Consider the following 23,279-nt stretch of genomic DNA (forward strand, 5'->3'; position numbering starts at 1 on the left):
AACGCTCGGTCGAAATCCTTGACACTTTCGAGGATTTGAAGAACGTGCCTCCTATGAGCGCTCATTCGGATGTTCTCGTCGTCTTCGGAGCCTCGGGAGACCTGGCGAGGAAGATGACCTTCCCGTCTCTGTATCGTCTGGCGAGGCGCAAACTGCTCAAGGTGCCGATCATCGGCGTCTCGTTCTCGGACTGGACCGACGCGGACCTGAAGGCCTACGCCAAGAAGGCCATCCGCGAGGCCGGCCTGCGCGTCGACGCGAAGGTCTTCGCCCGCATGACCCGCGGGATGAAGTTCGTGAAGGGTGACTATACGAAGCTCGACACGTTCGAGCGCGTGAAGGCGTCGGTCGGAAAGGCCAAGCGGCCGCTCTTTTACCTCGAGATTCCGCCTGCCCTCTTCCAGACCGTCGTCTACAACCTCTCCAAGGTGGGGCTGACCGAGAACGGACGCGTGATCATCGAGAAGCCGTTCGGCCACGACCTGGCGTCGGCGCAGGCGCTGAACGTGTCGCTGCTGAAGGTCCTGCGCGAGGAACAGCTCTACCGGATCGATCACTACCTCGGGAAAGAGCCCGTCCAGGACTTACTCGTCTGGCGCTTCGGGAACACGATGTTCGAGCCGGTATGGAATCGCCGGTACATCTCGAACGTCCAGATCACAATGTCGGAAACCGTGGACGTCGCCGACCGCGGTTCGTTCTACGATGCCGTCGGTGCACTCAAAGACGTGGTGCAGAACCACATGATGCAGGTCGTTGCGTTGCTCGCGATGGAGCCGCCGGTCAGCGCTGCTGCTCAGTGTCTGCACGACGAGCAGATCAAGGTCTTCAATTCCATGCGGCCGATTGACCCGGTGAACTACGTGCGAGGGCAGTACGACGGCTTCACGAAGGTCGACGGCGTGGCCAAGAAGTCGCGCACCGAGTCGTACTGCGCTCTGCGGATCGACATCGATTCGTGGCGGTGGGAGGGCGTGCCGTTCTTCCTCCGCACCGGGAAGGCACTTGCCGCCAAGGCGACCGAAGCCGTCGTGGAGTTCCGCAATCCGCCGAAGCAGCTCTTCGACGACGCCGGGTGTGCAGCGCCCGAAACGAACCGGCTCCGGTTCCGACTGGGGAGTGACGCGGGCGTGTCGATCGAGGTGCAGGCCAAGAAGCCGGGTGAGGGGATGCACTCCGAGCCCATCGCGCTCAACGTCGACTTCGCACAGGCCCTCGGGGACTCGCCGCTGCCGTACGAGCGCCTCCTCGGCGATGCGCTTGCCGGGGAGTCGACTCTCTTCGCATCCGAGCGGGCCGTGGAAGGGACCTGGGCCGCGATCGACCCGATCCTCGGCGACGTGGGTCCGATCCGGAAGTACGCGCGCGGTTCGATGGGGCCGAAGGAGGCCAACCGGCTGACCGCGGAGTACGGCGGCTGGGTCGACCCGATCGGGGTGAAGGCGAAGTAGCGCAGTCGGACGCTTTTCAGGTGGTGGTCGAAGCCTCGCCTACGCGGGCGGCCAGCAGCTCTCCGACCTTGCCGAGGAACACCTCCGGCGCGACCGGCTTTTGCAAGAGCACTGTCGATGGGTCGAGCAAGCCGTGGCGGTCGGTCAGGTCGTTGGCGTAGCCGGAAACGAACATCGTCGGCAGCGGGCCGAGCTTCGCGGCGACGTTCAGGGCGAGCTCGGGACCGCTCATCCCCGGCATGACGACGTCGGTCACGAGCAGGTCGATCTCTGCATCGAGCCCGTCGAGGAGATCGAGTGCTGCGGGTCCACTCTCCGCATCGAGGACCCGGTATCCGCCTTTGCGCAGCACGCCGACAAGAAGGGTGCGAGCGGCGTCGTCGTCGTCCACTAGGAGAAGCGTTGCTTCGCCGGGCGCGTCGGAGTCCTGTACCGGTTGCGCGGTCGTCTCGGCCCCTCCGGCCTCGGGGAGGTAGATCGTCAACGTGGATCCTACACCGGGTTCGCTCTCCGCGACGAGGCCCCCACCGCTCTGGCGAGCGATGCCGTACGCGGTGGACAGACCCAGTCCCGAACCCTTGCCGAATTTCTTCGTGGTGAAGAAGGGCTCGAAGACGCGGCTCAGGACGTCGGGCTCCATGCCGTGTCCAGAGTCGCGGATCGATAGTGTCACGTACCGTCCGGGTTGCAGGTCGTTGTGTGGCAGCCCTTCGGGCGCGCGGATTTCCGCTTGGCGGACCTCGACGATCAGCCGGCCGCTCGTCGGCATCGCGTCTCGGGCATTCAGGCAGAGATTGACGATCGCCTTCTCGAGCTGCGCCCGATCGGCCTCGACCGAGCCGGCGTCGGGATCAGTGACGATCTCGACTTCGATGCCCTCGCCCAGGGTGCGGCTGAGGAGCGATTCCATCTGGCGCGCGACCTCGTTCAGGTTGAGGACGGCCGGAGACAGAACCTGCTTTTGCACGAAGGCGAGAAGCCCATGCGTGAGGGCCGCGCCCCGGTCGCCGCTGCGACGGATCTCTTCGAGCCAGTGCTGGCTCTGTTCCTCAGACGCCCGACCGCTGAGGAGCAGATCGCAGTAGCCGTTGATGATGGTGAGGATGTTGTTCAGGTCATGCGCCACGCCGCCGGCCAAGAGGCCGATGGCCTCCATTTTCTGCGCCTGTAGCAGCTGCGCTTCGAGCTGGCGGCGCTCGGTGAGCTCGTTGTTGAGATCGTTGCCGCGCTGGGTCAGTTTGACGAGCGCCTCGCGGAGAGTCGCATCGGTGACCGCGCGCTCGACCGCGATGCTGGTGAGGTGTGCGGCCGTCTCGAGTAGCTTCAGGTCGTCGGCAGAAGGAGCGCCCGGCTCGAGCTGGGAGAGGGTGACCGCGCCCAGAACCCCGCCCTCCTTGCTGAAGAAGGGGCGCGACCAATAGGCCTTCAGCCCGAACCGGTTCGCGAAGTCATGCAGACCTTGCGCCGCCCAGCGGGGATCGCAGGACGTGTCCTCGACGACCACCATTTCTCCGTTGAAGGGGGCGGTGCCGCAACTTCCCGAAAGGTTCGCCAAGGCGAGGCCATCGAGAGCCTCGGCGGCTTCCGGGGCGAGGCTCGGCGCGGCGCTGGTGTGGAGGCAGGTGCCGTCCTCGTCCAGAACCATGATCGAACAGAGGCCGGGGGTGGCCTGGGCCTCGACCAGAAGGCATGTTTTTTTGAGGATTTCGTGGAGGGGCTGCCCGGTGGCGATCATCTCCAGGATGGCGTGTCGCATTGAAGTCAGATGATCCATGTCGGTCCCGGGACCGGGCATAGGACCACGATGGGATTGGAACTGACAATCCCTTTCGCCGAACAGCTGACCGAGTCGGCGAGGCGTACCTCAGGTCCGCCAGAGCGCGATCCCACCCAGGACGCCGCCCAGGTTCGAATGCAGGCGGACGTTTGCCGGCACCTCGTCGGGCTTGAGGAGCTTCACGTTTCCGCCACCGATGTGCAGCAGGCGGTAGTTCCAGATGGGCTCCAGTTGACCGAGGACCTTCTGGACCCGCTTACGCCAGCGCTTCTTCCCCACGGCCTCGAGGGCGGGCTTGCCCACGTACTCCTCGTAGGTCCGTCCTTTTCGGAACGGGTGATGGCCGAGCTCGAGGTTCGGGACGAGCCTCCCGTCCACGAACAGGGCCGAGCCGAGGCCGGTGCCGAGGGTTAGAACCATCTCGACGCCCGTCCCTTCGACGCTCGCGTAGCCCTGCACGTCGGCGTCGTTGGCGACGCGGACCGGCTTCCCAGTGATCTCCTGGACGGCCTTCGAGAGCGAAACCCCGCGCCAACTGCGGTGCAGATTGGGGGCCGTCCAGACGACTCCGTCGTGGACCACTCCGGGGAAGCCGATGGAAACCCTGTCAAAATTGGGCTGTTCGGCGATCAGGCCCCGCAGCGCCTCGATCACGGCACCCGGAGTCGCAGGTCTCGGCGTGGGGACTCTCTTGCGCTCGTCGATGGCTGCTCCCAGGGGGTCGAGGACCAGCATCTTCAGTCCCGTGCCTCCGATGTCGATGGACAGTGTACGCTCTGTGGCGTCATTTTCGGTCATCTAGGATCTTTGTCACGGAAGCAGGGCTGAGGGGAGTGGGGCAGCTACCCAAGCTTGTCAGGTAGCATTGGGTGCGCTAACCAAGCCTGTTTCCAGAATCATCATTTTCTAATACCGCACGTCTGACGAAGGCCCCGGCGGTCCCGGTTCTCGGGCACCCGCGCGGCCCCAAAAACATATTGGTGGCAGGATGCAAAGTTTCGGACCCTATCTTCTTGGATTCGTCGCGATCGGCGTCGCTCTGTTCGGTCTCCGCACCGCTCGAAAGCTCTTCGGGCAAGTGGAGGCGGTCCCGGTCGACGACCCCAAGATCGCCGACATCGGCAAGCAGATCCAGGACGGCGCGATGGCGTTCCTGCGCGCCGAGTACCGAGTTCTCTCCGTCTTCGTGGTGATCGTCGCCGGCCTTCTGGCCGTCGCGACCAGTTGGCAGGCGTCGGTCGCGTTCCTTCTGGGCGCGCTCTCGAGCGTTGCCGCCGGTTTTGCCGGCATGCGTGCCGCCACGACCGCGAATACGCGCACCGCGATGGCGGCTTCGCAGAGCGGCGCAGGCGCGGCTCTGTTGATCGCCTACAACGGGGGCGCGGTGATGGGCCTCTGTGTCGGTGGTCTCGGCCTGCTCGGCATCGCGGTCATGTACATGCTCTGGGGCCATAGCCTCAGCACGGTGCAGTACATCAGCGGCTTCGGCATGGGCGCCAGCAGCATCGCGTTGTTTGCGCGCGTTGGTGGCGGCATTTACACGAAGGCTGCGGACGTCGGTGCTGATCTCGTCGGCAAGATCGAGGCCGGCATCCCCGAAGACGATCCCCGCAACCCGGGTGTCATCGCTGACAACGTCGGCGACAACGTCGGTGACGTCGCGGGAATGGGCGCGGACATCTTCGAATCCTTCGTCGGTTCGATCATCGCGTCCATCGTTCTCGGCGCGACGATCACGTCGGCAACCTCTGGTCTAATGTTCCCCGAGGGCCACATCCTCACTTCAGCGGATCGCGCCACTCTGATGTCGCTTCCCGTGCTCCTCGCGATCCTCGGATTCGGGTCGAGCATGGTAGGCATCTTCTCGATGAACTGGCTCAAGAACTCCGAGCCAGCGGGTGCACTCCGGAATACGACGCTGATTGGCGCCGGCTTGTTCTGGGTGCTCGGCTTCATCGTTCTCGGGTTGTTCGACATGCCATTCGAGCCGCTCTACGCCGTAATCGTCGGTAGCATCGTCGGCATCCTGATCGGTCTCGCGACCGAGTACTACACCTCGACGGATAAGGTTCTCGGGATCCAGACCAAGGCGGTTCAGCGCATCGCGGACGCTTCGAAGACGGGCCCCGCGACCAACGCGATCACCGGCCTGGCGGTCGGCATGGAGAGCGTCTTCCTGCCGCTGATCCTCATCACGATCGGCATCTACTGGTCCAACCACGCGGCCGGCCTCTACGGCATCGCGCTCGCAGCCATGGGCATGCTCGCGACGGTCGGTGTCACTATGACCGTCGACGCGTACGGCCCCGTCGCCGACAACGCCGGTGGCATTTCGGAGATGGGCGGCCTCGGCGAAGAGACCCGCAAGATCACCGATAGCCTCGACTCCATCGGCAACACGACTGCGGCCATCGGCAAGGGCTTCGCGATCGGCTCCGCGGCCCTGACGGCCCTGGCGCTGTTCGCCGCGTACTCCTCGGAGGTGGATCGTCTCATGGTCGTGGGCGGCGCCGCGGCGGGTAGCTTCAGGCTCGAGCTCACCGATCCGCTCGTTGTGATCGGTCTTCTCATCGGCGGCGCGCTTCCGTTCCTCGTCGCCGCAATGACGATGACTTCGGTTGGCAAGGCCGCCGGTCAGATGGTGGAAGAGATCCGTCGCCAGTTCCGTGAGATCCCGGGCCTGCTCGAAGGCAAGGAAGGCGTGAAGCCGGACTCGGCTCGTTGCGTGGAGATCAGCACCACTGCGGCACTGCGTGAGATGATCATGCCGGGCCTCATCGCGGTGTCCGCTCCGGTCATCTGCGGTCTGATCCTCGGACCTCAGGCTCTCGGCGGGATGCTCGCCGGCGCGACCGCGACCGGTGTGCTCATGGCTCTCTTTATGGCGACCGCCGGTGGCGCGTGGGACAACGCGAAGAAGGCGATCGAGCAAGGCAAGATCGAAGGCGAGAAGAAGGGCACCGACGCCCACTCCGCCGCGGTTATCGGCGACACCATCGGGGATCCCTTCAAGGACACCAGCGGCCCGTCGCTCAACATCCTGATCAAGCTGATGTCGATCGTCGCACTCGTCATCGTTCCGCTGCTCGTGTGACGAAGTAACCTCGTACGAGGAAGACGGCGGCGCGGCCACCAGGCTGCGCCGCCGTTTTTCGTTCCGGATCCTACTCGGCGGCGGCGCGCGCCCGCGCGGAGGCGGTGTTGTAGAAGTTCCGCGCGATGAAGGATGGCTCGATCGCGATGATCGCATCGGATGCGTTGGCTAGAAGGCCTTGCGCTTCGCGATCGGTCGCGTCCGCCTGAACGAGGTGCATCACGAGGTGCAGCGCCCGGTGCGGCTCGTTCTCGGCGAGGAGCTTTCGTACCCGGTCGACGAGGGCCTCGCGGCCCGCGGTTTCCACGATGTCGCGCGCGACGTCGGCGCGTTTGGCCGGGATGAGATCGGCCGGGTTTCCGCCCCACCAACCCGCGTACATCCGCAGAACGTCGCGGACGACAAACGGGGCGCAACCGTAGAGCGGTTGCAGGTAGGGCTTCTTCGCCAGGTCGTCCGGTAGCTCGATTTTTGCGTCGATGATGTCGTCCGGCCACTGCCCGGCGTTCATGCGCTCGATCACCGCATCGTGCAGGAACCGCAGGGCACGGGCGGTTTCCGTCAGTGTCTCGGCGATGTTGTCCTTCCCCCGCAGAGGGGTGCCGTGGCCCGGGATGATGATCTCGGGCCCGCGCGCGGCGATCGCCTCGAGGGTCTCGGCCCAGCCGAGCGTATACCGCTGGGGCTTGTTCGGGTTGCCACTGTTGGGCAGCGAGCCGATCGAGAGATCGCCGACCATCGCGACGGATCGCTCGGGGAGCCACACCCATGTCGCGTCGTTCGTCTCGGCGTTGGCGTGGTGAAGAACGACGCGCTCCCCGGCGAGATCGATCTCGGCCGTGTCGCTGTAAGTCTGGTCGGGCTCGATGAATTCCTTCGGGAATGCATCGATGCCGGGAGGCAGCTGGAACTGCCGTCGATTCACCTCGTTGTTCCAACCCCAGGTGAGCCGGTAGCGAGCCATCCGCTCGACGACCTTCTCGTGGCCCCAGACCGTCGGGCGGTCGTGTCCGCGTTCTTTGGCGGAATCGAGGAAGGCCGGAGCGCCGCCGACGTGATCCACATGCCCGTGCGTGTAGACGACGTGTCGGAGGGGATCGTGGGTTGCGGCCGCGAGGCCGTCGGAGGCCTTCTTTCCGAGGAGCGCGTTCGACGTGTCGACGGCCAGAGACGCGCCGCTGCCCCACGCGAAGCCGACGTTGCAAAAGCCGTGGAACATGGCGAGGCCGTCACCGAGGCCCTCCACAGTTCCGTTCTTCTCGCCCGATACGAGTGCCTCTCCGAGGGTGGCCATGCCTAACGCTTTAGGCTCATCGGACTACGGCATGCAACGGCGAGGGGCGGGTCAGGTGGACTCGGGGGCAGGTTCCTCGCTGGGCTCGAGGGGTACGATCTCGCGGCGGGTCTGCACGAGGCCGGCCGCGCAGCGCAGCCTACCGAGGCCGAAGGCGAAGCCGCTGTAAGTGTAGAAGCCGAGCTGCATCGAGACCGCCATGGTCGCGAAGCGCGCGCCGCGCTGCTGCGCGAGAAAGCGGAAGAAATCGTCGTTCAGGGAGATGATCTTTGCGGTTCCTGCACACCAAAGGCCGGCGACGCCCACAAGGAGCGGCTCGGCGGTCGAGAGCGAGCCGGATTGCGCGCGTGCGCCGGGCCACGCCGCGCCTGCGGCGTGATCACGGTCGCGCCGTGTCGGAGCGCGGTTCGGCCGGAGTCGTCGGTGGACCCGTCGTCGTCGACGTTGCACTCCGTCGGCTGCTTGGTGCTGCCCATCAGGTCGTGGAGGCACTGCTCCAATAGAGCGGACGCCTGGTGGGTCGGGATCACAACCGAGATCATGGGATTCAAGCCGTCGCTCATCACAAGCCTGAGGAAGAATTAACCGCGAATCCCTCTCGCTGGAAAGGCTTTAGATGAACCTCTCCTGTAACCGGCGCATGCCGCGGAGCCACCGGTCGTAGTCATTGGTCTTTCGCCGCATGTACTCCAGCACTTCGGGGTGGGGGAGGATCAGGAACTGCTCGGTCGCGAGGCCCGCGACGACGCATTCGGCGATCTCTTCGGGCTCCATCAATCCGTCCACGCCGGCAACGCCGCCCTCGTCGGATCCCGCTGTCATCGCCGTGCGCACAGCCTGCGGGCATAGGACCGAGACCTTGATTCCCTGTCCCCCGTGCGTGATCGAAAGCCACTCGGCGAGGCCGACGGCCGCGTGTTTGGTGACCGAGTAGGGCGCGGAACCGATCTGTGTGAGGAGCCCAGCCGCGGATGCGGTATTCAGGAGGTAGCCGCCGCCGCGCTCGGTCATACGCGGGACGAGGGCCCGGGCGGCCAACACGTGGGCGTGGACGTTGACCTGCCAGATCCGAGTCCACTCGGCGTCGGGAACTTCGGCGCCCCCGATCGCCAGGATGCCGGCGTTGGAGCAGAAGAGATCGATGGGGCCCTGGTCGCGCTCGGTTTCCTCCACGAGCGCTTCGATCTGCTCGCCCGAGGAGACGTCGATGACGTGCCCGGTCCCGGAGATTTCCTCGGCGACCGCGCGAACCCCGGCTTCGTCGCGGTCGGCGACGACCACGGCGCGTGCACCCTCGGTCTTGAAACGGTGTGCGAGGGCTCGGCCAATGCCACTGGCGCCACCCGTCACGACGATGGTTTTGCCCTCGATTCTCATTTCCAGCTCACCTTTCGGGGTCGAAGTCGGACTGCTCGGTCGAAAGTTTGGTAACACGGGCTTGGCGCGGACGCCGTGCCTCGGTAGTGCCGTGCACTAGTGATCGAGGATCTTGGAGGGTTTCGGATGAAGCGAATCGGACTGTTGCTCACTCCCGTGTTGGCGGGACTCGTGCCTCTTCTCGCGTTTGCCGAGGCGCCGCGCCCGATCGCCGGAGTCGTGCCTCTGTCGATGGACGATGTCGCCGAGGTCGAAGGGCCGACGCTGCGCCTCGATGACTACGAGATGGATCTAGCCGGGAAGCGCGTGCGCTTCGTGGGGGAGGTCGACGACGTTGGCGAGACGTCGGCGGGCGAGCACTTCGTCGTGTTCGAAGGGGACGGGGAACGGGTCGTCATCGCTCTTCCCGGTCCTCTCGAGACACCCGACCGCCTCGACGATGAAGAAGAGTGGGCGGTGATCGCTCGCTTCGATCGGCCGGTCACGCTCGCAAACGGAGAGAAAGCGATCTTCGTCGGACCCGACGTGTTGGTAAAGACACCGGGACCACCCGGCGTGGTACGTCCGGACGACGTCATCCTCACCGTGGCCGGCGAGGAGTTCTTCCAAGAGCCGAAGGTGAAGCCATGGGAATCGGAGAAGCCGATGTTCGGCCTGACGATCGTAGACGCGGGCCGGAATAAAGAGGAGTTCCTCACGCTGGGCGCGACGGGCTTCCAAGGTTCTCGGAAGGGCGGCAACCAGCTCTACGACTACCAGCAGGTGACGCACGCCAAAGATGGTCGCCAGCGTGCACAGCGCTGCGTCTACAAGGTCGAGATGGGCCGCTTTCGCAACACCGGCTTCGGCGAGGTCGAGCTCGACAAGGATGGGAAGCGGAAGAAGCAGCGCTGGGTGGACTTCGCTTCGGACAAGTTTCACGACACCTGGTCGGCCAAGCGGAAGTCGTTCCCCCCGAACACCTATCAGGCATCGTGCATCGGCATGGGCATGTCCGGTTTCCCGATCGACGCGGGCGTGATGCGGTTCTTCGTGTGGGGCGAACGTGGAATGCCGATCCCGGTCTACGCATTCATCGATGGAGAGGAGGCCGTGCAGGTGCGGGGTGGGTCCGAGAAGGCGTACCGGATTCGCGTCGGGCTCGACGTGCGTCGCGCGGCGCAGCAGGTGGATGTTCCGGAGCCCTGGAAGCGAGAAGCCGAGGCGGCAGGCGAGACCTGGTACGCGGGCGATTCGACGTACTGGATTGCGGTCGCCGAACCGCACGATTTTCTTCGCTTCGAAGGGCCGCTCGGACCGCCGGGTTCGCCGGTCGCGCGGATCGATCGACTCCGCTGAACCGGTAGTGCCTCCCGCGCCCGGCCGAGGTCAGTAGAAGCTCCCGTGCCCGCAGGAGACCAAGACGAACCACCGAAGGCTCCGCCGACGAATCCGTCACAAGAGTGGCGACTAAACAAACCGCCGAGACTAACGAACGTCCCTACCTCAGACTTGCAGGGTGGTGGGGAGTCCGCGGCGCGCTAGGAGTAAATCACCTGCGATAGCTTGGCCTGGTACTCGTCGACAATTGGGTTCTCGCGGCCGAGCAGGGTGAAGAGATCGAGCATGGCCTTGCGGGCCGCGGCGTCTTCGAAGTTGCGATCGTACTTGACGCCCTCGAGGAAGACGGCGAGGGCTTCCTCGGGGCGTCCGCTCGAAGCGAGGAGCCGGCCGAGCGCGAGTCCGGCGGCGAGGTCTTTCGGGTTTGCTTCGAGTGTGGCGCGGAGCGTGGCTTCGTCTTCGGCGCCGGTGCCTTGCATGCGCAGCTCAGCCGACAGGCGCTCGAACTCGACACCGAGTTCGCCGGAGGCGGTCACGGTCTGCAATAGCTCCGTTGCTTCGTCCACGCGGTTCGTCGCGGCGAAGACGCGAGCGAGGCCGAGCGTTGCGCGCGGGTGTCGCGGGCGGAGCTGTAGAGCGCTCGCGAACTTGACCTCGGCATCTGCCGCACTCCCCGCTGCCGTGAGTGCTTCGCCTTCGGAGGTCAGGTCGTCGGCTTCGTCGGGAAGGATGCGCTCGATGAACTGTCGGACCACGCTCTCGGGCTGGGCGCCCACGAACTCGTTCACGACCTGGCCGTCGCGGAACGCCAGAACGAACGGAATGCTCTGGATCGAAAGCGCCTGTGCGATGACCTTGTTCTGGTCGATGTCGACCTTGGCCAGCCGGAATCCGCCGCCCGAGCCGGCTGCGAGCTTCTCCAGCAAGGGGCCTAGGGTTCGGCAGGGGCCGCACCAGGGGGCCCAGAAATCGACCACGATCGGCACCCGGTGGGACGCCTCGATCACCTCGGCCTCGAAAGTCGCGTCAGTGACGTCGATGACGACAGTCTCTTCCATGCCCTCATCTCTAGCTCAGAGTCGGCTTGACCGGCATCGGCGGCCCGGGTAGAATTAAATCAATCGATTGATTGAATCGATCGAGTGATCCAATTCCACTGTGCCGAGGGGCCCCCGATGACTCAGGTTCAAGAAGTACAATACGAGAGCAGCCGAGAGCTCTTCGGTGGCTCGATAATGAGCCCGGTGCCGGATCCGTACAGCGTCTACGGCCGTCTGCGCACCGAGAGGCCCGTCATCCCGATGAAGGATTGGATGGACGCGAGCCACATGGTCACGCGGTATGACGACGTGGTCGCGGGTCTGAAGGATGCCGAGACGTTCTCGGCCAAGGGGAACGCGCGTGGCATCGGCCTCGTGATCGGGCGCACCATCCTCGAGATGGAAGGTGGAGAGCATCTTCGCCATCGTCGAATCGTCACGCCGGCCTTCTCCTTGCGCGCGCTGCGTGGCGAGGTGGAAAAGCAGGTCGAGACGATCACCCACGAACTGATCGATCAGTTTGTGAGTGAGGGCCGCGCCGACCTCGTGCCGCAGTTCACGTTCACGTTTCCACTGCGCGTGCTCGCGCGAATCATGGGCATCCCGATTTCTGACTTCGAAGAGTTCCACCATTGGGCACTCGATCTGATCTCGGTCGCGCAAGATCCGGCGAAGGGCTTCGCCGCTGCAAAGTCGATCGTCGACTATCTCCGACCGGTCCTCGACGAGCGTCGCGAAAACCCGCGCACCGATCTTCTCTCCATGCTCGTGCAAGCCGAGGTGGATGGAGAGCGCCTGACCGAAGAGGAGGTGCTGAGCTTCCTGCGGTTGCTCCTTCCGGCCGGCGCGGAGACGACGTATCGCCTCACCGGTAGTGTCCTGCACGCGCTTCTGACGCATCCCGAGCAGCGAGCCGAGGCGGAGGCCGACCCCGCGCGTCTCGACGATGCGATCGAGGAAACCCTGCGCTGGGAGTCGCCGGTCCAGATCGTGTCGCGCGAGGTGACCCGAGACGTCGAACTGCACGGGCACGTGATCCCCAAGGGCGAGCTTGCGATCCTCGCGATCGGTTCGGCCAACCGCGACGAGCGGCATTTCGATGACCCCGACGCCTTCGACCTTCATCGCGAGAACAAGAGCGACCACGTGGCGTTCGGTTTCGGCGAGCACTTCTGCCTGGGCTCGCATCTCGCGCGCATGGAGACCCGAATCGCCGTTGCAGCGCTGCTCGAGCGCCTCCCGGGCCTTCGGCTCGATCCGACCGAGCAGTGTGGTGTCGTGGGGGTCGCGTTTCGCTCCCCGGACAAGCTGCCGGTCCTCTTCGGCTAGCGCGCGATCCTGCGGGTCACGGGGCCGAGAATGGCGCGGCGCTGAACGGCATTCCGGCACAGCTCGTCGTCTCGCTGGACCCGGGCGCCGACGGGCCACTGTTGCGCGGTGGGGCGGGCGACTCGAACCTTCCCGATGTCGGTGCCGCCGGTCACTGCGTGCGTGGACTTAGCGAGCGATGGTGCGCGCCGCGAGTTCCAGAACCTCCTTTACCACTTCAGATTGGTAGACGACGGTGGTGACGTTCACGGCCGGGCTACGCGGCATCGTGGAAGATCACGCCGAGAGTGAAGCGCTCCCCGCTCAGGATGGAGCTGACGCCGTGGCGAACGTGCACCCGGTGGAATCCGCGCTTGCCCTCGACCGGGCGTTCCCGGCACGGGAAGACGAGCCCCTCGCCCTGCGCGAGTGAGATCGCCTCGCCGCGGGATTGTGCGCGGAGCCGTTGCTCGACGAGGAGGAGTTGTCCACCGGTGAAATCGCGCTCCGGGTCGGACAGCAAACAGGCGACCTGTAGCGGGAAGTGGATGGGACCGTAGAGGTCTTGGTGGAGGCAGTTATAGCCGCCTTCTTCGTAATGCAGGAGCAACGGCGTCGGTCGGGTCTGATCGCCCGCGCGACACGTCTCCGTGAACTCGCGGAGGGTCGACGGGAACCTCGCCTTCGAGCCGAGTCGTTCCTCCCAGACGTTCACGATGGGCACCAGGGTCTTGTAGAGGCGCGTTCGTAGCTTCTTCACCAGAGCGGGCAGCGGGTCGGCGAAGTACCGGTAGTCCCCTTCCCCGAAACGGTGACGCCCCATGTCGACGAAACTCCGGAATCGCTTCTCCTGGTCGTACAGCTCGCGGAGGCTGGTGCACTCCGCCTTGGTGAGGAGCTCGGGCAGACGCGCGTGGCCGTGGTCGTCGAGGGAGGATTGCATCGCGGCCGGGTCGAGTAGGGGGAGATGTGCTTTCGCCATGGGAGCTCCGAAGTCGGGAGGTTCCTTATCGGCTCCGGCCGCGTTACTGAACCCGGAACGACGATGATGGAGACTGTGACTGACCCAAGGGACGCCTCATGCCGTTGCGGCTAGTGTTCACGCTGGCCGTGGCCGCCTGGTTCGGAACGTTGATCTGCCTGAGCTTCGTCGTGACGCCGGTGGCGCATCGGACCTTTCCCGCGGAACAGGCGCGGCAGTTCCTTCGGCCGATGTTCCGGCGAATCTACAGAGCCGGTACGGGTCTCGGCTTCGTCGCACTTCTTGCCGTCTTCTTCGGCCGAGACGGTTTGCCGGCCGACGACATCGCCCGCCTGGCGACTCCGGTCGGGGTCGCGGTTCTGGCTTCGATCATCGGGGGTGAGGTGTTGTTGCCGCGCTTCCATAAGCTCGACGGCGAGGACCCGCGGTTCGGTCGGCTGCATCAGGTCTCCGCCATGCTGAACACGACGTCGATCGCGGCGCTGATGCTCGCGCTCGCCGGAGCGATCGCGCGATGAGCGCTCCCCTCAAAATCCTGAGTCACTTTCCGCGCAGTCGCCTGACCCGCTTGGAAGCGGACGTGGCCGACATCGAGATCATCGAAGTCGACACGGAAGGCGACGTTGCCCAAGGCATCGAGGGAGAGGTCTTGCTGACCCGCCCCTGGGGAACGCCGAACATGTCGGAGCTCCTACGGCGCGGTGTCCGTTGGGTTCACACCGTGGGCACTGGCGTGGATCGGTTCCCGATGGACGAGATCGGCGACCGCATCCTGACATGCTCGCGCGGCGCGAGCGCGACTCCCATCTCGGAGTGGATCGTCACGATGATGCTCGCTTACGAGAAGCGTCTGCCGGAGGTCTGGCTGTCCGAGCCACCGGAGGCGTGGAGTGTGGGCGGGGATCTCGGTTCGCTCGACGGCCGCGTGCTGGGGCTCGTCGGTCTGGGCTCGATCGGTCTCGGCGTGGCACGGCGGGTGGAGGCCTTCGGCATGCGGACGATCGCCTGTCGCCGTAAGAACGCGCCCTCCCCGATGCCCGGCATTGAGATCACGTCGTTCGAGGACGTGATCGAGCGTGCTGATCACCTCGTGATTGCTGCGCCCGCGACGAAGGCGACCAAGCAGTTGCTCGACGCCGAGGCGTTCTCGCGCGTGAAGGCGGGCGTGCATCTCGTGAACATCGCCCGAGGTTCGCTCATCGATCACGATGCGTTGCGAGCGGCCCTCGACTCCGGCCGGATCGCTCGAGCGTCGCTCGATACGGTTGATCCGGAGCCGGTTCCCATGGGGCACTGGCTCTACGAGCACCCGTCCGTGCGCCTCAGCCCGCACGTCTCCTGGAGCATGCCGAACGTGCTGGACTCGTTTCTCGGGATCTTTGCCGACAACGTGGGTCGGTATCGCCGCGGCGAGGAGCTGCATGGCGTCGTAGACCTCGTCGAGGGCTACTGACGAGCGCCCGGCGTTCAGTCCTTCAGTTCGATCAGGACCTCGCGGTACGGCTTGGCGCCGATGTTCACCGCCCATTCCGTCTCTCCGCGGGTGAGGTAGGTCGTGCGACCAGGCGTGACGTCGGCCGCGCGGGCGATGTGTTCGGAGCCCGGCCCGGGGATCCCTGCGATTCGATCGCCCTCGACCAACACGACCATGTAGTCGAGGTCGTGCCGGTGCAGGGACGAGGCTTCCCCGGGGGCGAGAGTGAGCTCCCAGATCCGGACACGCTGGTTGTCGGTCATCACGCGACCGCCGACCGGCCCCATGGGCGCATCGGCGTGAGCGGAGCGAAACCGCTCTGCGAATTCTTCCAGCGACTCGTCGGGACCAATCTGCATGACGGGAACGTGCCTCGCCCCGATGGGGGCGTCAAATCGGCGGCCGAGCGAGGGCCTTGCTGCTTGCGAGACTCCGGGGGAGAGCGGGTGGCTCGATCCGGGTACGCGCGGTAGGCTCGGTCGATTCCCCTTTTCGGGGTGTACCGCTCCCATGACGCCCACCCAACCGCTCTTCCACACGATGCTCGAGTGCCGCCTGACCCCGTCGGGGTCAGAGTGGCTCGGCGCTGGGTTGCGAGAGATCAAAGCTGGTGCCGCGGCCGATAGGCTCGCGAGCCTACTCTCGATGGCGAGCCGTCACGCGCCCCGGGGAGACCTCGCGCCGTCCACTGGGGAGCGCGAAGAAGCGGGTCGTCTTCTGCCGGGATGGAACCCGGAACGCTGGTCCACCCTCGAAGCCCTGCGCGTGTGCCTCCTGCTGGGGCAACCCGGTCTCGCAACTCCAGAGTTCCCCGCGGTCCTCGAGGAGTGCTTTCGCTACGCGGACGGCGGGGAGCTGACAGCGCTCTATCGTTCGCTAGCACACTTTCCGGACGGCAAGCGGTTCACGAGGCGCGCCGGTGAGGGATGCCGAACGAACATGCGAACGGTCTTCGAGGCCACCGCTTGCGATACTCCGTACCCGACTTCGAACTTCGACGAGGTTGCGTGGTGTCAGCTGGTGATCAAGGCGGTCTTTGTCGAGGCGCCGCTGTGGCGGGTCTACGGCTTGGACCGCCGTCTCTCGCCGGAGCTTGCGCGGATGGCTCTCGACCTCGCGGACGAACGGCGGAGTGCCGGCCGACGGGTCCAGCCCGAGCTGTGGTTGTGTCTCGGCGAACACGCCGGCGAGCGCGGTCTCGCCGCGCTCGAGAACGAGATGCGCTCGGCCGATGCCGTTTCGCGGAGTGCCGCCGCGCTGGCGCTCGCACGGGCGGGTGCGGCTGCGCTGCTGCGAGATTTTGCTTGTGCGGAGAGCGACTTGGATGTGAAAGCGGTGCTCGACTGCGCGATCGCGGGCGACTGCGATCAAACCGCGTTTGCCAGGTTCGAACCCGAGAGGGAGTGAGATGCGTTTCTTCGATCCCCATATCCACATGACGAGCCGCACGACGGAAGACTACCAGGCAATGGCCGATGCGGGGATTCGCGCCGTCATCGAGCCGGCCTTCTGGCTCGGCCAACCTCGCACGCACGCCGGTAGCTTCACCGACTACTTCTCCAGTCTCGTCGGCTGGGAGCGGTTTCGTGCGTCGCAGTTCGGCATCGCGCACTACTGTGCGATCGGCCTCAACTCGAAGGAAGCGAACAACGAGCCCCTCGCGCGTGAAGTTCTCGAGCTGCTGCCGCGCTTCGCCTTCAAAGAAGGCGTGGTCGCGATCGGCGAGATCGGCTTCGACGAAATCACACCGGCAGAGGAGCACGCGTACCGCTTCCAGATCCAACTCGCGCTCGAGAACGATATGGTGATCATGGTGCACTCTCCGCACCGCGACAAGAAGCGAGGCATCTTGCGCTCGCTCGACATCGCGAAGGAGATGAAGGTGCCCATGAACAAGCTCGTCATGGATCACAACAACGAGGAGACGATCGACGACACGCTTGCGAGCGGTGCGTGGGCCGCGTTCAGCATCTATCCGCACACCAAGATGGGAACCGATCGGATGGTCGACATCGTCCTGCGGTACGGCCCCGAACGACTGATCGTGGATAGCTCGGCGGATTGGGGCGTGAGTGATCCGCTCGCCGTACCGCGGACCGCGCGTCGCATGCTCGAGCGCGGCGTCTCCGCGGAGGCGGTGGAGAAGACCACCTGGGGGAATGCTCTCGATGCCTACGCCCAGTCCGACCAGATCGACGTGGCGGCGCTGGAGAAGTCTCCGGTGATCGACCAGCGCGCGCTTTGGGAAGACAACTCGGTGCTGCGTGGGCAAGAGCCGCGCGTCGACGATCCGGTTCCGAACTAATTCCGCTCCTCCCTTCTTCATGCGCATCGCCTCCTCCATCGCCCTCGCCCTCTTCCTGCTCGCAGGCGCCGTGCAACTGAATGATCCGGATCCCCTGATCTGGGTCGGCGCGTACGGTCTTGCCGCCGCGACGGCGCTCGCCGCCTTCTTCGGAGTCGTGTCGGTGACGGTCTCGGGCGTGCTCGCCGCGGTGTATTTCTGCGCCGGGTTCTTGATGCTGCCCAGTGGTGCGGATGCTTCGTCCTTGTCGTTCTCGAACTTCGGGATGTCGTCTCTGCGCGTCGAGGAGATGCGCGAAGCCCTGGGGCTCGGGTTGTGTGGCGTTTGGATGGTGATCTTGGTGGCGAGTCGGATGCTTCGTCCTGCCGCCGCGACGGGCAGCGTTCTACTGGCTTGGTTTCTTGCCGTGGGCTGTGCCGCCACGGTTCCGATCGGCCCCTACGCTCCGGCGTATGATGCGATCGCCGTTCCGCAGATCGTCGAGCGTCACATTCTCGATCGCACGCGCGTCGCGATGGATCTCGAGAATCCCCGCGGGATGCTTCCGCGAACCGACGACGAACTGCTCGTCGCCGTCGCCGGCACGGGCGACCCGAGCACGGTGCCGACCGGGGCGCTCCTCCTTCTGGAAGACCGGAATGGCGACGGACGATTCGAAGAGCGCCGGGAGCTTCTCGGCGGGCAACTCTCACGCAACATCATCGACATCGTTCGACGCGACGAAGTTTTCGGCATGGCGGGTGTCGCCCAGGGGGGTGGTGCGACCCTCGTGAGCCTCGCCTACTTCGGCGGACCGTCGAAGATCTTCCGGGTCGACGGAGAGGACGTCGTCGAATGGAGTCAGGTTTTCGGCAATATCAACGATCTCGAGTACGACCCGAAGCGCGATGCGTGGGTAGGGGTATCGAGTTCGAGTGACGAGGTCGTGCGCTTGCAGGCCGGTCGCGGGTCGCAGCGGATCCTGAAGCTTCCGCCGATGATCGACGGGCAAGACCCGGTCCCCGGCTACCTGCGGCATGACGCCCGGACGGGCGACCTTCTCGTCTCGCTCTTCTCAGGCTCGACCGAAGGGGAAGAGGGCGGCGAGGGGATCGAACTGTTGCGGGGTGCCGGCGGGATCGTACGGATCGACCCGGACACCGGAGCGATGCGGCCCGTGGTGACCGGCCTTACGGCACCGACGGATCTGGAGATCGGCCCGGACGGGCGCCTCTACGTTTTGGAGTTCTGTAGCCATTTCGAGGACCCGGTCGGGACGCGTGCGGACATGTGGAAAGCTCCCAGCCACGGTGGGTTTCGCCGCTTCTCGGGCCGCTTGCTGGCCATCGACAGGGATACCGGCGCGACGACGGTGGTCGCAGAAGGCCTCGACGGACCGACCAACCTCGCACTCCACGGTCGGGACCTCTACATCGCGCAGGGAATGGGTACGCCCGGCAGACCGATCCCCGGCCCCGACGGCAACGTGCCGCTCACTGGGTTCATCGACAAGATCGAACTGCCGGCGGCGGGTGCGGGCGCGTGATGCGAGAGATCGAGCAGTCCTTCTCGGTATCGTACCGGTACCCCGTCGTGTTCACGCGCGGTGCGTTCAATGAGGGCAATTCGGCATTGCGAGATGCGTTGCTGCGTGCCGGCGAGGGCCCTCATCGCGTTCTGGTCGTGATCGACTCCAACGTGCTCGCCGCGACCCCGGAGCTCCCCGGACGGCTGGCCGCTTACGCAGCCGCCAACCCGGCGCTGTTGGAGCCGATACTCGAACCGTACGTGTTGCGGGGGGGCGAGGGCTGTAAGGAAGATCTTTCCTGGCTTCCGGAGATCCACAGCCGAATCGCCGAGCGAGGCATCTGTCGTCACTCGTTTGTCTTCGCGATCGGCGGAGGATCGGTGTTGGATGCGGCTGGCTATGCCGCGGCGCTCGCACATCGGGGTGTCCGACTGATTCGTTTCCCGACCACGGTGCTCGCGCAGAACGATGCCGGGATCGGCGTGAAGAACGCGGTGAACTTCCAGCAGCGAAAGAACTTCGTAGGCACCTTCGTTCCGCCGTTTGCCGTCGTGAACGACTTCGACTTCTTGTCGACGCTCGACCCGCGCGACATGCGCTCGGGGGCCGCGGAAGCGGTGAAGGTGGCGCTCATCAAGGACTCGGAATTCTTCGGGAAGCTGCACGCCGGCCGCGAAGACCTCGGCCGTTTCGAGCCGAAGCTCATGGAAGACATGATCGTCCGGTGCGCGGAGCTTCACCTCGAGCACATCCGGACCAGCGGCGATCCCTTCGAACTCGGCTCGGCTCGGCCCCTCGATTTCGGCCACTGGGCCGCGCACAAGCTCGAAGAACTCTCTGGTTACGATCTCCGACACGGGGAGGCCGTCGCGATCGGTATCGCTCTCGACTCGTCGTACTGCGCCCGTCGCGGCATGATTTCGCAGGCCGCCTGCGACCGGATCTTCGAAACGCTCGAGGCGATCGGGTTTGGGCTATCCCACTCGTCGCTCGCGGTCCTCGACATCAAAGCGGCCCTCGACGACTTCCGCGTCCATCTCGGGGGCGAACTCTGCATCTGCCTTCTCGAGGGCATCGGTCGGTCCGTCGATGTTGGGTCCATCGACATCCACGAGATGCAGCGCTGCGTGGACCTGCTGCACGACCGAGGGTAGTCTCGGCTGCGTGCGCCGCCTCACGTACTGCACGAACATTCATCCGGGGGAGTCCTGGGCGGACGCGCGTGCCAACCTCGAAGCACACCTGCTCGGCGTGAAGGCTGCCGTCGCGCCCGAAGTCCCGTTTCCAATCGGTCTACGGCTGTCGGGCCAGGCCGTCGCAGAGATCGACGACGCCGAGGCGCAGCGCTTCCAAGCGTGGTGCGAAGAAAACGGCACGTACGTGCTCACCGTGAACGGGTTCCCCCACGGCCGCTTCCACGGCGTCTCGGTGAAGGAGAAGGTTTATGACCCTGATTGGCGGGACCCGGTTCGTGCGAAGTACACGAACGCAATTGCGGACCGCCTCGTTCAGTGGCTTCCCGGAGATGCACCCGGGTCGATCTCTACGGTGCCCATCGCCTGGGCTCCGTCGTTTCAAGAGGCCGATTGGCCGGCGGTTCGGGCGAACGTCCTGACCGTAGTCGATCACCTCGACGCCCTCGCGCAATCAAGCGGGAAGGCGTTGATTCTCGCGTTCGAGCCCGAGCCGGGATGCGTCGTCGAGACAACCAGCCAGGCGATCGAGTTGTTTGAGCGCCTCGCGCTTCCGCAGGACCGCGTTCGCTACGCCGGTCTCTGCTACGACTGCTGCCATCAAGCCGTCCAGTTCGAAGATCCCATCGACAGCTTCGGCCGGATCGAGGCCGCCGGGATCCCGATCGGGAAGATCCAGGTTTCCTCATCGTTGCGCGCCCGCGGCGACGAGATCCCGAATCTCCGCGCCTTCGACGAGCCGACCTATCTCCATCAGGTCGTGGCGCGTGACGTCGACGGGGGGCTTCATCGCGCCTCAGATCTGCCGGTGTTCTTCGGCGAAGGTGGGGGCGCGAGTGATGGTCCGGCGCTCGAGGAGTGCCGCGTACACTTTCACGTGCCGATCTTCGCCGACCATCTCGGTCCGTGCGGAACGACGCGCTTCTTTCTCGAGGAGCTCTTGCCGCGCATCGACCCCGGGATTGCCCTCGAGGTCGAGACATATTCTTTCGACGTATTGCCCGCCGAGTTGCGCACGGACTCCGTGACGGAGTCGCTCGCACGAGAACTCATCTGGGCCGAACAGAGGTGCCATGCATCGAACCGTCGTACTTGACGTCGTCGGCCTCACCCAGTCGCTCATCGGACCGCACACGCCGCGGATCGCCGCCTTCGCCAAGGAGATGGCGACGGTCGATGCGGTGGTCCCCGCGGTCACGTGTACGGCGCAGAGCACCTACATGACAGGGCGCGCCCCCCGCGATCACGGGATCGTCGCAAACGGCTGGTACTTCCGTGACCTGAGCGAGGTCTGGCTCTGGCGCCAATCGAATCGATTGGTGCAGGGGGACAAGATCTGGGACGTCGGGCGAGCGAAGGACGCGTCGTTCACCTGCGCCAACACGTTCTGGTGGTACGCCATGGCCACGCGGGCGGACGTCACACTCACACCGCGACCGTTGTACTGTGCGGACGGGCTCAAGCTGCCCGACTTCTATGCGTATCCGCTTCACCTGCGCGACGAGTTCAACGAGAAGCTCGGGACCTTCCCTCTCTTCAACTTCTGGGGGCCGAACACATCGATCGAATCGTCGGATTGGATCGCGAAATCGGCGATCGAGGTGGAGGAGCGATACGAGCCGACGCTGCAGCTCGTCTACCTGCCGCATCTCGACTACTGCCTGCAGCGCGAAGGGCCGAAGGCCGATCTGTCGAAGGATCTGAGCGAGATCGACGCGGTCGTGGGTGGCTTGATCGACCATTTCGAGAACAAGGGTTGCCGCATCGTCGTTCTCTCCGAGTACGGGATCGTGCCGGTGAGCCGTCCGGTCTATCCGAATCGTCTCCTGCGTGAAGCCGGCCTGGTGGAGGTGAAGGTCGATCTCGGAAAGGAATACCTCGATCCGGGAGCCTCCCGGGCGTTCGCGGTGACCGATCATCAGATCGCGCACGTCTACGTGTGCAACGAAGCCGACCGTGCGGCTGTGAAGGAGCTCTTCACGGGTGTGCCGGGGGTCGGTCAGGTCCTGGGTGAAGAGGGGAAGCGGGCGTTCGGGCTCGACCACGAACGGTCCGGGGAGATCGTCCTTCTGTCCGAGCCCGATAGCTGGTTCGCGTACTACTTCTGGCAGGATGACGACAAAGCTCCGGACTACGCGCGAATGGTCGAGATCCACCGGAAGCCGGGATTTGACCCGTGCGAGCTCTACATCGATCCGGAGCTGACTCTGCCGTACGCGAAGGTCGGGATGTCGCTCGCCCGCAAGGCCATGGGGTTCCGCTACACGATGGAGGTCACACCACTCGACGCGACGATGGTGAAGGGCTCCCACGGACTCGTGACGCCCGATGCGGATGCGCCGGTCTTCTTCACCTCGGAGCCGCGCTTCCTTCCCTCGTCTTCACTGGCTGCGACCGATGTTCGCGATCGCATCCTCGACCACGTCTTTCAGGATTGAGATGCCCGTCGACGTAAGAACACTGCTCGCGATTTGTCGGGTCAGCAATCTGCCGACCGTGTGGATGAACGTTCTCGCCGCCGCCTTGCTCGCGCAGGCCAGCCCACCTGCTTCCGCGGTCCTCTTCTTGATGGCGGTTCTCTCCTGCTCCTACTGCGGTGGGATGGTTCTAAACGACTACTTCGACCGCGAGCACGATGCGCGCGATCAGCCGTTTCGTCCGATTCCGTCTGGACGGATCCGGAAGGGCCAGGCGCGTCGGCTTGGCACGGGCTTGCTCGCGATGGGGCTCGGCCTGATGGTCTTCGCGCCGAATCCGACCGCGATGGTCCCGGCGACGGCCCTTCTCGCCGCGATTTACGTCTACGATCGCTGGCACAAAGACCTCTCCGCGAGCGTCTTTCTGATGGCCGCAACGCGGACGCTCGTGTTCGTGATCACGGGCTGGGCACTCACGGGCGGTGTTTCCGGCCTCGTCCTCTTCGCGGGTGCGGTCTCCTTCGTGTGGACGCTCTCGGTGACCGTCGTCGCCCGACAGGAGAACGCGCGTGGCGAGCGGTTCGGGTTCCCGGTCATTCCTTGGATGATCGCCGGGATGGCGCTCGTCGACGGAATTCTGCTCGCGATCTTCGTCGGTCCCGGATGGCTGGCCGTCGGCGTCGCGACGATGTTCCTCACCCGTTTCGGGCAGCAGTACGTCCGCGGGGATTGAACACCCG

General features: G+C 65.1%; 21 protein-coding genes. 13 read left to right on the forward strand and 8 right to left on the reverse strand.

All coding sequences use genetic code 11. The features are described from left to right. Nucleotides 1–53: 53 nt before the first annotated feature. Nucleotides 54–1,451, forward strand: a complete 1,398-nt coding sequence (zwf, locus tag P8R42_26995) for a glucose-6-phosphate dehydrogenase (protein MDG2308241.1) — start codon at nt 54–56, stop codon at nt 1,449–1,451. 16 nt (nt 1,452–1,467) lie between these two features. Here zwf and P8R42_27000 read toward each other — a convergent pair whose 3' ends face one another. Next, nucleotides 1,468–3,207, reverse strand: coding sequence for an ATP-binding protein (locus tag P8R42_27000; GenBank protein ID MDG2308242.1), 1,740 nt, complete (start codon nt 3,205–3,207; stop codon nt 1,468–1,470). Nucleotides 3,208–3,315: 108 nt separating this feature from the next. Then, the gene (locus tag P8R42_27005) at nt 3,316–4,026 is read right to left on the reverse strand and encodes an ROK family protein (GenBank protein ID MDG2308243.1); all 711 of its coding nucleotides are present in this window, start codon (nt 4,024–4,026) and stop codon (nt 3,316–3,318) included. 190 nt (nt 4,027–4,216) lie between these two features. On the opposite strand from P8R42_27005, the gene P8R42_27010 reads away from it, so the two are divergent. Next, entirely contained in the window at nt 4,217–6,322 is a 2,106-nt protein-coding gene (locus tag P8R42_27010) for a sodium-translocating pyrophosphatase (GenBank protein MDG2308244.1), read from the forward strand. A gap of 70 nt (nt 6,323–6,392) precedes the next feature. On the opposite strand, the gene P8R42_27015 is transcribed toward P8R42_27010, so the two are convergent. The 3 genes from P8R42_27015 to P8R42_27025 form a co-directional block, all read right to left on the reverse strand. Continuing rightward, nucleotides 6,393–7,616: an alkyl sulfatase dimerization domain-containing protein gene (locus P8R42_27015; protein ID MDG2308245.1), complete on the reverse strand. Its 1,224-nt coding sequence runs from the start codon at nt 7,614–7,616 to the stop codon at nt 6,393–6,395. A gap of 51 nt (nt 7,617–7,667) precedes the next feature. Then, a complete protein-coding gene (locus P8R42_27020; GenBank protein ID MDG2308246.1) occupies nt 7,668–8,066 on the reverse strand; it encodes a hypothetical protein in 399 nt (132 codons plus the stop codon). A gap of 162 nt (nt 8,067–8,228) precedes the next feature. Continuing rightward, nucleotides 8,229–8,993, reverse strand: coding sequence for an SDR family NAD(P)-dependent oxidoreductase (locus P8R42_27025; protein ID MDG2308247.1), 765 nt, complete (start codon nt 8,991–8,993; stop codon nt 8,229–8,231). Between the two features lie 126 nt (nt 8,994–9,119). Between P8R42_27025 and P8R42_27030 the strand changes: the two genes are divergently transcribed. After that, nucleotides 9,120–10,331, forward strand: coding sequence for a hypothetical protein (locus P8R42_27030; protein ID MDG2308248.1), 1,212 nt, complete (start codon nt 9,120–9,122; stop codon nt 10,329–10,331). A gap of 182 nt (nt 10,332–10,513) precedes the next feature. On the opposite strand, the gene trxA is transcribed toward P8R42_27030, so the two are convergent. After that, nucleotides 10,514–11,371, reverse strand: a complete 858-nt coding sequence (gene trxA / locus P8R42_27035) for a thioredoxin (GenBank protein ID MDG2308249.1) — start codon at nt 11,369–11,371, stop codon at nt 10,514–10,516. Between the two features lie 117 nt (nt 11,372–11,488). On the opposite strand from trxA, the gene P8R42_27040 reads away from it, so the two are divergent. Then, nucleotides 11,489–12,682 carry a cytochrome P450 gene (locus tag P8R42_27040; GenBank protein MDG2308250.1) on the forward strand — a complete coding sequence of 398 codons (1,194 nt, stop codon included), beginning with the start codon at nt 11,489–11,491 and terminating at the stop codon, nt 12,680–12,682. A 256-nt stretch (nt 12,683–12,938) separates the two neighbouring features. Here the strand turns inward: P8R42_27040 and P8R42_27045 are convergent, their stop codons facing one another. After that, entirely contained in the window at nt 12,939–13,643 is a 705-nt protein-coding gene (locus P8R42_27045; GenBank protein ID MDG2308251.1) for a 2OG-Fe(II) oxygenase, read from the reverse strand. Between the two features lie 98 nt (nt 13,644–13,741). Between P8R42_27045 and P8R42_27050 the strand changes: the two genes are divergently transcribed. Both P8R42_27050 and P8R42_27055 read left to right on the forward strand, forming a co-directional pair. Continuing rightward, nucleotides 13,742–14,161, forward strand: coding sequence for a DUF4149 domain-containing protein (locus tag P8R42_27050; GenBank protein MDG2308252.1), 420 nt, complete (start codon nt 13,742–13,744; stop codon nt 14,159–14,161). Next, a complete protein-coding gene (locus P8R42_27055) occupies nt 14,158–15,096 on the forward strand; it encodes an NAD(P)-dependent oxidoreductase (protein MDG2308253.1) in 939 nt (312 codons plus the stop codon). The genes P8R42_27050 and P8R42_27055 overlap by 4 nt, the downstream gene beginning before the upstream one ends. A 14-nt stretch (nt 15,097–15,110) precedes the next feature. Here P8R42_27055 and P8R42_27060 read toward each other — a convergent pair whose 3' ends face one another. Continuing rightward, entirely contained in the window at nt 15,111–15,476 is a 366-nt protein-coding gene (locus tag P8R42_27060; protein ID MDG2308254.1) for a hypothetical protein, read from the reverse strand. A gap of 151 nt (nt 15,477–15,627) precedes the next feature. On the opposite strand from P8R42_27060, the gene P8R42_27065 reads away from it, so the two are divergent. From P8R42_27065 to P8R42_27095, 7 genes are read left to right on the forward strand one after another with little or no spacing between them, the layout of a single operon-like run. Further along, the gene (locus P8R42_27065; GenBank protein ID MDG2308255.1) at nt 15,628–16,524 is read left to right on the forward strand and encodes an EboA domain-containing protein; all 897 of its coding nucleotides are present in this window, start codon (nt 15,628–15,630) and stop codon (nt 16,522–16,524) included. Nucleotide 16,525: 1 nt separating this feature from the next. Continuing rightward, on the forward strand, nt 16,526–17,422 hold the full coding sequence (locus P8R42_27070; protein MDG2308256.1) for a TatD family hydrolase: 897 nt from the start codon (nt 16,526–16,528) through the stop codon (nt 17,420–17,422). A gap of 19 nt (nt 17,423–17,441) precedes the next feature. Further along, entirely contained in the window at nt 17,442–18,947 is a 1,506-nt protein-coding gene (locus P8R42_27075; GenBank protein ID MDG2308257.1) for a transmembrane 220 family protein, read from the forward strand. Next, nucleotides 18,947–20,083 carry a 3-dehydroquinate synthase gene (locus tag P8R42_27080; GenBank protein ID MDG2308258.1) on the forward strand — a complete coding sequence of 379 codons (1,137 nt, stop codon included), beginning with the start codon at nt 18,947–18,949 and terminating at the stop codon, nt 20,081–20,083. Before P8R42_27075 ends, P8R42_27080 begins: the two co-directional genes overlap by 1 nt. A gap of 10 nt (nt 20,084–20,093) precedes the next feature. Next, nucleotides 20,094–21,218: a metabolite traffic protein EboE gene (gene eboE / locus P8R42_27085; GenBank protein ID MDG2308259.1), complete on the forward strand. Its 1,125-nt coding sequence runs from the start codon at nt 20,094–20,096 to the stop codon at nt 21,216–21,218. Beyond that, nucleotides 21,196–22,560, forward strand: coding sequence for an alkaline phosphatase family protein (locus P8R42_27090; protein MDG2308260.1), 1,365 nt, complete (start codon nt 21,196–21,198; stop codon nt 22,558–22,560). Before eboE ends, P8R42_27090 begins: the two co-directional genes overlap by 23 nt. 1 nt (nt 22,561) lies before the next feature. Further along, entirely contained in the window at nt 22,562–23,272 is a 711-nt protein-coding gene (locus P8R42_27095) for a UbiA family prenyltransferase (GenBank protein MDG2308261.1), read from the forward strand. Nucleotides 23,273–23,279 lie beyond the last annotated feature (7 nt).

Source organism: Candidatus Binatia bacterium, from assembly GCA_029243485.1.
Taxonomy (GTDB): Bacteria; Desulfobacterota; Binatia; order UBA12015; family UBA12015; genus VGTG01.